At 54.9% G+C, this 12,473-nt stretch carries 11 protein-coding genes; 10 read left to right on the forward strand and 1 reads right to left on the reverse strand.

Going from position 1 to position 12,473, the window contains the following annotated elements; genetic code table 11:
- Nucleotides 1-92: 92 nt before the first annotated feature.
- Nucleotides 93-902, reverse strand: a complete 810-nt coding sequence (gene flgA / locus ABJT94_RS09815) for a flagellar basal body P-ring formation chaperone FlgA (RefSeq protein ID WP_348475511.1) — start codon at nt 900-902, stop codon at nt 93-95.
- 268 nt (nt 903-1,170) lie between these two features.
- Between flgA and ABJT94_RS09820 the strand changes: the two genes are divergently transcribed.
- The 10 genes from ABJT94_RS09820 to ABJT94_RS09865 all read left to right on the forward strand — a co-directional run bounded on the left by ABJT94_RS09820 (nt 1,171) and on the right by ABJT94_RS09865 (nt 12,394).
- Nucleotides 1,171-2,127, forward strand: a complete 957-nt coding sequence (locus ABJT94_RS09820; RefSeq protein ID WP_348475510.1) for a chemotaxis protein CheV — start codon at nt 1,171-1,173, stop codon at nt 2,125-2,127.
- 105 nt (nt 2,128-2,232) lie between these two features.
- The gene (locus ABJT94_RS09825; protein WP_348475509.1) at nt 2,233-3,057 is read left to right on the forward strand and encodes a protein-glutamate O-methyltransferase CheR; all 825 of its coding nucleotides are present in this window, start codon (nt 2,233-2,235) and stop codon (nt 3,055-3,057) included.
- A gap of 146 nt (nt 3,058-3,203) precedes the next feature.
- Complete coding sequence (flgB, locus tag ABJT94_RS09830; RefSeq protein WP_348475508.1) at nt 3,204-3,602, forward strand: flagellar basal body rod protein FlgB; 399 nt, start codon at nt 3,204-3,206, stop codon at nt 3,600-3,602.
- Nucleotides 3,603-3,604: 2 nt separating this feature from the next.
- A complete protein-coding gene (flgC, locus tag ABJT94_RS09835; protein WP_348475507.1) occupies nt 3,605-4,045 on the forward strand; it encodes a flagellar basal body rod protein FlgC in 441 nt (146 codons plus the stop codon).
- Nucleotides 4,046-4,102: 57 nt separating this feature from the next.
- Nucleotides 4,103-4,855 (forward strand): flagellar hook assembly protein FlgD, encoded by a 753-nt coding sequence (locus ABJT94_RS09840; RefSeq protein WP_348475506.1) that lies wholly within the window; start codon nt 4,103-4,105, stop codon nt 4,853-4,855.
- A gap of 98 nt (nt 4,856-4,953) precedes the next feature.
- The gene (locus ABJT94_RS09845; protein ID WP_348475505.1) at nt 4,954-8,598 is read left to right on the forward strand and encodes a flagellar hook-basal body complex protein; all 3,645 of its coding nucleotides are present in this window, start codon (nt 4,954-4,956) and stop codon (nt 8,596-8,598) included.
- 250 nt (nt 8,599-8,848) lie between these two features.
- Nucleotides 8,849-9,592, forward strand: a complete 744-nt coding sequence (locus ABJT94_RS09850) for a flagellar basal body rod protein FlgF (RefSeq protein WP_348475504.1) — start codon at nt 8,849-8,851, stop codon at nt 9,590-9,592.
- Nucleotides 9,593-9,616: 24 nt separating this feature from the next.
- Nucleotides 9,617-10,402, forward strand: a complete 786-nt coding sequence (gene flgG, locus ABJT94_RS09855) for a flagellar basal-body rod protein FlgG (protein ID WP_127555162.1) — start codon at nt 9,617-9,619, stop codon at nt 10,400-10,402.
- A gap of 42 nt (nt 10,403-10,444) precedes the next feature.
- Nucleotides 10,445-11,140, forward strand: a complete 696-nt coding sequence (gene flgH / locus ABJT94_RS09860) for a flagellar basal body L-ring protein FlgH (protein WP_348475503.1) — start codon at nt 10,445-10,447, stop codon at nt 11,138-11,140.
- A gap of 165 nt (nt 11,141-11,305) precedes the next feature.
- The gene (locus ABJT94_RS09865; RefSeq protein ID WP_348475502.1) at nt 11,306-12,394 is read left to right on the forward strand and encodes a flagellar basal body P-ring protein FlgI; all 1,089 of its coding nucleotides are present in this window, start codon (nt 11,306-11,308) and stop codon (nt 12,392-12,394) included.
- The last annotated feature ends 79 nt before the right edge of the window (nt 12,395-12,473 follow it).

The raw sequence follows: 12,473 nt of genomic DNA on the forward strand, positions 1-12,473 counted from the left end.
GAACTTGAGCGAATTTTGTGAAAAAAGTCAGATTTTTTCTTCAATCACCGTATCAAACTGTTTAAAAACCAGCCAGATGGGTGGGTTTATCCTCACTGTGTATGGATCTCAACCACGCCTTTCGATTTTACGTAGGCGTGTATTGTTTGCCGCGATGACAGGTTTCTGACGGGTATCTGTTGCCCCTCGGAGCCCTCCCTAAGTGCTTCACCTTCCGTCTGTACCGACAGACCGGCGCCGGTAGCGAATATGATAACGCGGTCGCCCCGCTCGATCATCACCGGCGGTTTGGCCACATAGGGCGTGATCACCGAGCCCTGCGTCAGGTTCCGGGCCACTTCGTACCCGCTCAGTTCGGCCGTGTCGCTATAGTGACCATGGCGGAGTGTGGAGACATCTGTCATCGCCAGGCTCAAATCAGCCGGCGACAGTCGCTGACCGCGCGACAGGCTGCGTGCGGTCACGACAACGGGAACATTCACCGTCAACCCAACCGGGATATAGACCTGCCAGCCCAGATTCTCGCAGGCAACCCGGGGTGTCAGCCGGTTGGATAATGAATTGCCACGCCAATCAACCAGCAAAGGAGCCGGGCAGGGCGCCAGGTTGGCCGTGGCATCATTGACGGTAATGGTGGTGGATACCTGTCCATCAGGAACGTTCGGGTGATCGTCCCTGACGCGCTTTAGGAGCGATTGTTCCACAGCCTGGGCAATTTGCTGGCCTGCTGTTTGGCTGACCGTTTCAGTCGCACTGGCCGTAAATGCCAGGCTGGCTATGGTCAGGATCACCCCGGCGATTGTGATGCCCGGTTTACCTAAAGTCCGCGTTGCGGGCTCTGACCGGTCTCGCCGGGTTAAACCTTCTGAAACATCCGCCGATAGGTACAAATGTCTGATCATGCAGTTGTCCTTGGACGATTGCCGACTATGCTTGGTGAAAAGTCACCGTAAAAAGAGCGCTTTCTGGCAATTCGTTGCCAGTGGGCTGAAAATGCCGCTGGTGCATTCGCCAGTAAATTGACGAAACGGTTCGGGCAGCGCCTGTGTTACAGTCCATTTGCAAGGGCTATGCCGACCTTTCTACAAAAGCTGTACCGACTGTCGTGGATTCGCGGCGAGAGTCGGATTCGGTGTCCGGCAGTTAACAGTATTATCAGTGGAGAATCCTATGGCCGGTGTTCTGGACAGTGTGAACCAGCGTACGCAGTTGGTCGGGCAAAACCGCCTGGAACTGCTGCTGTTCCGCCTCAATGGCGATCAAATTTACGGCATTAATGTGTTTAAGGTTAAAGAAGTGCTTCAGTGCCCCAAGCTGACTCAGATGCCGCACTCCAGCAAGGTTGTGAAAGGCGTTGCCCATATTCGCGGCGGCACCATACCCATTCTCGACCTGAGCGTGGCCACGGGTAATGCGCCGATAGAACATATTGAAGACAAGTTCACCATCATCACTGAATACAATATGAAGAGTCAGGGCTTTCTGGTTCAGGGGGTGGAGCGCATCATCAACATCAACTGGGAAGATGTGCAGCCACCACCCAAAGGCACTGGCCACGATCATTTTCTGACTGCGGTGACCAAATACGATAACAAGCTGGTTGAAATCATCGATGTCGAGAAAATTCTGGCGGATGTCACGCCCATGCAGGAAGACTTCAACGAAGACTTGCTGACACCCGAAGTCGCCGCCAGTGCGGTGTCGAGACAAGTGCTGATCGTTGATGACTCCAAGATTGCACGCAAGCAGATTCAGCGCACGCTGGAGAAAATCGGGTTGACGGTCGTTGCACTCAACGACGGGCGTGAAGCGTTGAACCACTTACTGGCTCTGATTGACGAAGGCGTGCAACCGACTGAGCGCTACCCAATTATTATCTCTGATATTGAAATGCCGGAAATGGATGGCTATACCCTAACCCATGAAATCCGTAACCACCCCCAGCTCAAAGAGGCTTACATCGTGTTGCACACCTCGTTGAGTGGCGTCTTTAACAAGGCGATGGTGCAAAAAGTGGGTGCCAACGATTTTCTGGCCAAGTTCCAGCCTGATATGCTGGCCCAACTGGTGATTGAGCGGATCACCAACCTGGGCGGTAATTTGCCAGCGATCGAAGGAGAGGCATGAGACGATCGGCAGGCAGGTTCTTCCCGACCCGAGGGAGGAGTATGGACAATATGAGGCTGACAGGTCAGCAAACCCAGTGCCCAAGGGCCAGGAGTGCAGGGATTAATGGTCGACGTTGAAAAAGGGTACCAGGCATTTTGTGACTACCTGGAAAAACACAGTGGGATATGTCTGGGCGCCAGCAAGCAATATCTGGTATCGAGCCGGTTGCGGAAAATACTGCAGCAAGCCGACATCACCAATCTACAGGATCTGGTGACAGCGATTCAGCGACCCGGTGGCCAAAAGTTGCGCGCTGAGGTCATTGACGCCATGACCACCAACGAAACCCTCTGGTTTCGGGATATCCATCCGTTCCGGATTCTGGAGGAAAAGCTGTTGCCTGAGTTCTACCAGCAACGCGGCGCCCGCCCGTTGCGAATCTGGTCGGCCGCTTGCTCAACCGGGCAGGAACCTTATTCAATCTCCATGATGATCGAAGAATACAAGGCCCGTAACCGGCTGGTCAGCGGTGGCGAGAAAATCGTCGCGACCGACATTTCCGCCTCGGTGCTGGATGCCGCCAAGTCGGCCGAATACGCCATGCTGGCTATCGGCCGTGGCCTTGATCCGGAACGACTGAAAAAACACTTTATCGAGGCTCCCAATGGGCGCTGGAAGGTCAAGCCAGGCATTGCTCAGCGAGTCGAATACCGCTCCCTGAACCTGCAGGACAGCTACGCCTTACTCGGCAAATTTGACATCGTGTTCTGTCGAAATGTGCTGATTTACTTCACCGCCGACCTCAAACGCGACATTCTCACCCGCATCCACGCCACCTTAAACCCGGGCGGGTATCTCCTGGTCGGGGCCTCGGAGGCCGTAAATGGCCTGAACGATCTCTATGAGATGGTTCATTGCCGCCCTGGCATCATTTATCGCAAGCGGTAAGCCCTCCTCATCGGTTAAGCCTTGCCGCTTTGCCGATGAACCCCCTTTCTCTTCTAGTAACTTATTGATTTTTAAGGCTTAAATAACTTGGCACTCTCATTGCAATACCTTCTGTGAATTCAGAAAAACGGCAATGAGGTTCCATCATGGCGGCACTGGGCTTTAACAATTCACTGGGTATACATGACAACGCCTTGCTGGTGCGTGCCCAGCGTTCCGAAGTGCTGGCCAACAACCTGGCCAATGCGGATACCCCGGGATTCAAGGCTCGTGACGTAGATTTCAAGGCCATCTTGAGCGGCGAAGTTCAGCGCACCCAAAACCTTGAAGTTAACCGGACCCAGGCAAACCATATCCCCGGAAAGTCGGGTGGTGATGCCGAGTTGTTCTACCGCAACCCTTATCAACCCTCAATCGACGGCAATACTGTGGATTCAAACGTTGAAAACGCAGAGTTCACCAAGAACGCCATGTCGTACAACGCCAGTTTTGATTTTCTGAATCGTAAATTCAAAGGCCTGACCAACGCGATCAAGGGGCAATAACCATGTCACTGTCGAACATTATTAATATTGCCGGCACCGGCATGAATGCCCAGTCGATCCGGCTGAATACCACCGCCAGTAACCTGGCCAACGCCCAGAGTGTCAGTTCCAGTGAGGAAGACACCTACCGGGCGCGCAAACCGATTTTTCAGGTGCTGCAACAGGCCGGTATCGACCGCGACTGGTCTAATGTGGACCTGGATCACGATGTGGGGCAGGGCGTTAACGTTCGCGCCATTGTCGAAAAACAGGATCCGCTCGACATCCGTTACGACCCCACCCATCCGTTCGCTGATGAACAGGGGTATGTCTACTACCCGAACGTCAACGTGGTAGAGGAAATGGCCGACATGATTTCCGCCCAACGCAGCTTTACCGTCAACGTTGAAGTGTTCAACACGGCAAAAACTATGCTGCAGAAAACGCTGACGATGGGGCAGTAGGCAACATGAACCCGATAAACCATAGCTGCGGCCAGAACGCTCACGAGAGGAATCATCATGGCTGACATTAACGACGTAACCGGTGCCGGGGCACTGAGCCAATACGACATTGCTCAGAAAAAGCCCAAGGAAAATACGTCCAACGAGCTGGGAAAAGATGATTTTCTGAAGCTGATGATTGCTCAGCTAAATAACCAGAACCCGCTTGAACCTCAGGCCAATGCGGAGTTTGTGGCTCAGTTGGCCCAGTTCTCCCAGGTCGAAGGTATTCAGAACATGAGCAAGGGGTTCGAGTCGTTGTCGAACTCCTACAAATCTTCTCAGGCGTTGCAGGCCAGTTCTCTGGTCGGTGGTGCCGTCACCATTGAGGGCAACCAGGAGAGTTTGTTGCGCCATGGTGAACTGGTGTTTGGCATGGCCGATGTGCCTTCCGGTGCCAGCGGAATGATGCTGCAAATCACAAACAGTGAAGGCGAGATGATTGAGTCGGTTCCGCTGGGTAACCAGCCAGCGGGCGATCTGAGTTTCAAATGGGATGGGGCCAACCTCGAGGTCAACGGTGAAATGGCCGATATTGACTACGACAAATTCCCAACCGATGAAGACGGCAACATCATTCCGCATGATGCCGGTGTTTACCGGTTCAGTGTGGTCGGCAATGTGGCCGGCGAACAGCAGGCTCTGGGTACACATACCAGCGCTCGGGTCGACTCGGTCACCCTGGGGCAGGACAGTGACCTGCAGTTGAACCTGGCCGGTGGCGGCAACATCACCATGGCTGATGTGAAACAGATAAATCAGGTGTATTGACCGGCGCTGGTAAGCAGAGCGACCGAGGAAGACATCAGGAACCGTTACCGGTGATGGCATCATCCCGGATTTGAACAGCGCAGTGCGAGGAGCAACCCATGAGTTTTGGTACTGGCCTGAGCGGCATCGCCGCCGCAAACAAAGACCTTCAAGTCACTGGCAACAACATTGCCAACGCCAGTACGACGGGCTTCAAAAGCAGTCGTACCGAATTTGGTGATGCCTACACCAACTCTTTTCTCGGCTACGGTCAGGATAAAGCCGGTGCCGGTGTGCGCGTCAGCAACATCGGGCAGAAGTTTGACCAGGGCAATATCAGTCAAACCAACTCGGCGCTGGATCTGGCCGTGGATGGCAACGGGTTCTTCGTGATGGAGTACCCGAACGGCTCCGTCACCTATACCCGTTCCGGTATTTTTGGTGTCGACAAACAAGGGTTTATTACTGGTAACACCGGTGCCAAGTTGCAAGGGTTTGGTGTTGATGAAAACGGCATCGTGAATGGGGTACTGACCGACCTTGAAGTCGATACCGGTAACCAGCCACCGCGAGGCACTCACGATGTGGATTCGCGTGTGAACGTGCCAGCCGGTGCGCAGGTACTGCAACAGGATGGGACCATTACCCGTACCAACGGGCTGGCCATTGGCGCGGCGCAGACGGGCTCACTGGTCGATACCAATTCAACCCTGTCTACCGTTGGCTTTCCGACGACGGCAGGCAGCGCGGCCACGTACCAGGGTGATCCGGTTGGCGTGGGTTTGCCCTGGACGCCCAGTGCCGTTGAAGCCTCCTGGACATTCGACGTCACTATTCAGGGCCCCAACATCAATGGTGGCACAGCTCCCCTTACTGCGAACCTGCAACCGTTCAGAGACACGGCCACATACAACAGCGTGGCCGATATGGTGTCGGCCATTAATGGCAGCATTCAATCGGATTCCGATCTGGCGGGCAAGATCCGTGCGGTCGAAAACCCAGCGGGCACCATTACGTTTGAAACCAATGGACCCTATGCGACCGATGGTACCTCCTTTGTTGGCCTGGTTAACTCAACCGGCACCTTGCTGGACGCAGGCTGGATGAACTTTGCGACCCCGACCGTTACTTCACCGGTCGCTGGTACCGAACTCTTCACCGCGGGTGGCTTTATTGACCTGACCTCCGACCCCGGTCAGGCCGCCAATATTCAGGGCAATGACCAGATGGAGCTTGAGTACAATAACTTCATTCCTGGCACAAATACCACCCTGACCAGTGGTACAACCCTGAATACGCTCGACAATACCGATCCGTTTGCCAACGCCGATGCGGGTAACGATATTGTCTTTAATATTAACGTGGGCTCTCTGAGCAGTGCCATTACCATGACGGTTCCCGCTGGTGGGTATGCCAACCAGGCAGCCTTTGCGACTGCGATAGAAACTGCAGTTAACGGTGCTCTGGGTGCCAACACCATCAATGCCAACGTGGACGGTGCTACCAACAGGCTGGTATTAAGCACAGACACGGCGGTAGGTATTGGGCCGGAAGACATCAGCATTATTCACAATGCGGGTGCTACAACTTCGTCCATCAACATGAATACTGTGGGCATGGCGGTGTCTTCCTCGCCTGCGCCAACCCGCGTACTGGGTGAGCCGGACACACCTTTCAACAACCAGCTCGATGTTATTGTGGATGGTGGCGCTCCGCTGACCATTACCATTCCGCCGGGCAGCTATGCCAGCTACAACGAACTGATTGATCAGATTAACACCCAGATTCAGACCACACCGGGACTGGCGGGTGAAGTGAGTGCCTCCCATGTGAACGGTCGCCTCGTGCTTGAGCGCACCGATATTGGTGAATTTCCGATAGACATTGATGTCGCCGACCCGGCGACCGGTGAATCGATTGATGCGCTTGGCCTGACCAGCAGTACCAAAACGGTTGGTACTGAACCGGTAGACCGTAGCCACAGCTTTCGGGTAAACCTGACCGTACCGGCGCCGGATGAAGAAAACCGGTCCGGCTCCGTCGTGATAAGCCTGAATGAAACCATTCTGTCCGTCGATCAACTCGCGGCAGCCATTAATCGTGAGTTGGCCGCCGTTCCTGAAGAAGACTATATTGGCGTTCAGGCTGAAGTCGTGCGCGATGAGAACGATAATAAAAAGCTACAATTTGTAGCCACCCAGGAAGGTGAGGCGGCCATCGTCTCAATCACCAACATCCTTGCACCGGGCGATGATCTGGATGTTGAGCAACTCTACGCCCTGTTGCAGGTTGATTCCTTCGATGCCAATTACCTGGAAGTGGGTGAAGCCGCGATCACCAATGGCTACCCGGAACAATCACTGGTTCTGTTCAATGAAGAGGCCGATGAGCGGACGCCCATTACCATTCCGGAAGGGGCCACGGCTGCTGAAATTGCCGCTTTACTCAGTGAAGAAGCTGGCGTGGATGCAGAAGCTGAAACCCAGGTTCGCCTGCTGGCTGAAAACTATGGCAATTCCGGTGACATGGACATCATCATCAATGGTCAGCGGATAACTGCTAACTCCTATCAGGACATGGTTGATGAGATAAACCAGTATCAGCAATCGTCGCTGAACAGTATCACCGCTGCGCTTGATGACGATACGGGTGACATTGTTATTACGTCATCTACCGGTATTGATGTATCGGTATCCATCGATTCGCCCAATGATAACGATACGTTGACGGTTCAGGGCTTTCAGGGGACTGCGCCGGTCGTACTTGGTGGGCAGGCGGACGCGGAGGTAAATGCCAGGATTGGTGGGTTCGTCGACATCATTCTGAACGAAGGCTACACCATGATCGAGCCAGACCCACGAGTTACGGGTCTGTTTAACGGCTTGACGGCCAGCAGCTTTGAAGACTACACCATTAACGCTTTCAACCCGGATGATACCTCAACCTACAACGAAGTAGCGTCTCTGCCGATTTACGATTCCATCGGCAATCAGCACCAGCTTCAGTTGTTCTACGTCAAGAACCCGGGCGATGAAAACCGGCCCAATGCCCTGAACTCCTGGACAGTTTATGCCCAGGTTGATGGCGAAAACATTGGCGACCCGGACACCAGCCTGCCGTTCCCGGAAAATACCGAGCCGAGCATGGCGTCTTTCCAACTGTTTTTTAATCCGGATGGCACTATTGATGAAGAAAATACCGGCGAGTTTCTGATTTCCAACTGGAGCCCGATCGACCCGGAAACCGGAGAACCGACCGGTGCCTATGTTGGCTTGCCTGAGGCACAGGGTGGTCGCCTGCCGATCCCAGACCCGAACGTCAACTCGAACTTCGCGATTTCGTTCGATGGCACGACCCAGTACGGCGGTCCGTTTGCTCGCTATGATTTCCAGCAGGATGGCTACGCCAGTGGCCGTTTGCAGGATCTTGAAGTGGGTGACGATGGCATCATTTTCGCCCGCTACACCAATGGGGAAGCGCAGGTGCTCGGGCAGGTAGCATTGGCCAGTTTTGCCAACAATGAAGGGCTCGACCCGGTTGGCAACACCGAATGGAAAGAAAGTTTCGCCTCCGGTGATGCGACCATTGGTGAGCCGGGAACCGGCTTGCTGGGTAATTTGCAATCAGCGGCCCTGGAAGATTCAACCGTGGATCTTTCCGAGCAACTGGTGCATCTGATCATTGCGCAGCGGAATTATCAGGCCAGTGCGAAGACGATTGAGACGGCCAACGCCGTGACTCAGACGATCATCAATCTACGATAAACGGGTCGTAGCTTTAAACGGAAGTAGCGCTGAGCATTGCTCAGTGCCTCTTCCGCAGACCGGCAATCCAGGCCAAAGCTTGCCGTTTGGCCTTCCTTTCTTGTATTCCGTCCTTTCCTGTTTCACGTCTTTCCCGTTCTGCGTCTGCCGTGTCCCGCGTCTTTACTGGCCTGCGTCTCAATAAACAAACCTGGCACACCTTTCGCTATACCACCTGTACAGTCTTAGAAAGCGGCAGCAGGAGTCCGGTATGGATCGTGCCCTCTACATTGCAATGACCGGCGCCAAGAACAATATGATGGCGCAAACGTCACACTCAAATAACCTGGCCAACGCCTCAACCACAGGCTTTCGGGCCGACTGGGCGCAGGCCCGGGCAATGCCGGTTTACGGTGAGCATTTCCCGACTCGCGCCTATTCGATGACCGAGCGACCAGCAACCGATTTCAACGACGGTCCACTGATTGAGACCGGCAACGAACTTGATGTTGCCGTGGGCGGTGATGGTTTTTTATCCGTGCTCGATGCCGAAGGCAACGAGGCCTATACGCGGCGCGGCGACCTGGCAGTTACCCCCTTGGGTGAGCTGATCAACGGTGTGGGTCAGCCGGTACTGGGTAACGGTGGCCCAATTGTTTTACCGCCTTATGAAAAGCTGGAGATCGCCGGCGACGGCACAATCTCCATTCGCCCCGCGGGTGGCGGCCCTAACGAAATGCTGGTGATTGACGCTTTAAAAGTGGTCAATCCCGATCTGCAAAATTTTGAAAAAGGCACAGACGGTCTGTTTCGCCCTAGAGAGGGTGAAGCGGTATTGGCCGGTGACCCGGCGTTACGAATAGTCTCCGGGTTTGTGGAAGGCAGCAACGTAAACGCCGTCGCTGAACTGACCAACATACTGGCCATTAACCGCCAATATGAAATGCAGATCAAAATGATGAAGGCATCGGACGATGTGTCCCAGGCCGCCGAACAATTGTTGCGCCTGAACTGATCGGGCCCGGCAGGAGAGTAAGTCATGCACAAGGCATTATGGGTAGGTAAAACCGGTCTGGAGGCACAGGACATCGCCCTGGCCACCATCTCTAACAACATGGCCAACGCCAGCACCACCGGGTTCAAAAAGGAACGGGCGGTGTTTGAAGACCTGATCTATCAGGTACAGCGGCAGCCGGGCGGGCAGAGTGCGCAAAACACACAGTTGCCCTCGGGGCTGCAGCTGGGTACCGGTGTGCGCACCGTTGGCACGCAAAAGATGTTTACCCAGGGCGATCTGAACATGACCGAACAACCGCTGGATATGGCGATTAACGGTCGCGGCTTTTTCCAGGTGCTGATGCCGGATGGCAACATTTCTTACACCCGGGATGGCACCTTCCACCTGAATGCCGATGGCGACATCGTAACGGCGAACGGCTACTTGCTGGAACCCAACATTCAGGTGCCCGAGCAAACTAAAACCATCACCGTGGGTAACGACGGCATCGTTACTGCCGTTTCGGAGAATGACAACATTCCGTTCGAGATCGGTCAGATCGACGTGGTCGACTTTGTTAACCCGGCGGGTTTGCAAGCCATCGGCAACAACCTTTACCTGGAAACGGCCGCCAGTGGTCAGCCACAGGTGGGTGTACCCAGCCTGGACGGCTTTGGTGCCATCATTCAGGGGGCGCTGGAAACTTCTAACGTCACCATTGTTGAAGAAATGGTCGATATGATTTCAACCCAGCGCGCCTACGAAATGAACTCCAAAGTGGTCAGCACAGCCGATCAGATGCTGGGCTTCATTAACCAGAATCTCTAATTGGTTTAAGTGACATCGCTCGTAAACAGTAAGGGGCACAGTATGAAAATTCACAGCGTACCCGGAATTCTGACCGTACTCGCCGCGCTCGTGCTTACGGGGTGCGGCAGTATGCAAGTCACTGCCCTCAGCGACTCGCCCAAACCAGGGGATCCGGATTTCGCGCCGGTACCATCAGATTCATTGGAGCCACCGCCGAGTAACGATGGGTCTCTGTTCAACGATGCTTATGGCATGTCGCTCTATGGCGATAAGAAAGCCATGCGCACAGGCGATATCATCACCGTTGTATTGGATGAAGAAACTCAGGGCAGCAAGTCTTCCCAGAGCTCGTCGTCCAAATCCAGCGAAGCAGGTCTGAACGCACCCGTTATCGCCGGAGGAGCGCCGATTGAAGCGCTGAGCGCCACCATCCAGGGAGAGCGCAACTTCTCGGGCCGGGGCGATGCGGACCAGAGCAACAGTCTGAGCGGCAACATCTCGGTGACTGTATCGGAAGTACTGCCAAACGGTGTACTGCGCGTTCGCGGCGAGAAATGGATCACCCTCAATACCGGAGCTGAGTTCATTCGCATTCAGGGCATGCTGCGCCCGGAGGACATTAACCTGGACAACACCGTCTCCAGCCAGAAGCTGGCCGATGCCCGTATTTCATACAGCGGTGCCGGAGGTCTGGCCAGTGCGAGTCAGCCTGGTTGGCTAACCCGGTTCTTTAACTCGCCCTTGTTTCCGTTTTAAAAAACAGAGTTGAACCCTCTCCCCAGCCCTCTCCCGCAGGCGGGAGAGGGAGTTTCCAAAGTCCTCTCTCCCCCTTGGGGGAGAGAGTTAGAGAGAGGGGGAGGGCAATGGCCCACAACTTGCTAATCCCTCAATGCATGCCCAAACCGCCAACAAGGTGACACCATGAAACGCTTCACGATCACACTGGTTCTACTGCTGCTGGGCAGCCTGGCGTATGCCGACCGGATTAAAGATCTGGCTGGGGTGCAGGGTGTGCGTAACAACCAACTGGTGGGCTACGGCCTAGTCGTTGGCCTGGGAGGTACGGGCGACAGAGCCCCCTTCACCAATCAGACCTTCCGCAACATGATGGAACAGTTCGGCATCACCATACCCGAAGGGGAAGACCCGCGGCTGCGGAACGTCGCTGCCGTCAGTGTGCATGCCACCTTGCCGCCGTTCTCCAAGCCCGGTCAGGAAATTGACATCACCGTCTCCAGTATTGGCAACGCCGACAGCCTGCGTGGCGGCAGTCTGCTGCTGACACCGCTGCGCGGTCCGGACGGCCAGACCTACGCCGTCGCTCAGGGTAACCTCGTCGTCAGCGGTTTTGGCGCCGAAGGGTTGGATGGCTCCTCCATTCAGGTCAACGTTACCAGTGCCGGGCGCATCCCCAATGGCGCCATCGTTGAACGCGGTGTGAACAGCACCTTCTCGCAAGGCGATTATTTGACGTTCAACCTGCACCGGCCCGATTTCACCACGGCCCGCCGCATGTCCGAAACCATCAATGACCTGCTCGGCCCGGGTGCTGCGTCTGCGGTGGATGCCGCCTCAGTTCGGGTAACCGCACCGCGTGACCCCAACCAACGCGTCAGTTTCATCAGTGTATTGGAAAACCTGGAGGTCACTCCCGGGGAAGAGTCGGCCAAGGTCATTATCAACAGCCGCACCGGTACTATCGTTGTGGGCCAGCATGTCCGTATTGACCCGGTTGCCATTACCCATGGCAACCTGACCGTTACCATCGACAACGCCTTGCAAGTCAGCCAGCCGGAAGGATTCACCGATGGCGAAACCGTCGTCGTGCCCGACACCGATATCAATATCGACGAAGGTGATAACCGGATGTTCCTGTTCGGCGGTACTGTCACCCTGAATGACATTGTGAATGCGGTTAATCAGGTAGGCGCTGCGCCAGGTGATCTGATGGCGATTCTGGAGGCATTAAAATCGGCCGGGGCTTTGAAGGCTGAATTGATTGTTATCTGACTCTGGCACATATCTTGAGTGCACAACTGAGAGTAACGGTTCGCCTCGGTGAACCGGCAACGTTTAACCCATAGAGCGG

The sequence above is a fragment of the Saccharospirillum sp. genome, assembly GCF_039982735.1.
Lineage (GTDB): Bacteria > Pseudomonadota > Gammaproteobacteria > Pseudomonadales > Natronospirillaceae > Saccharospirillum.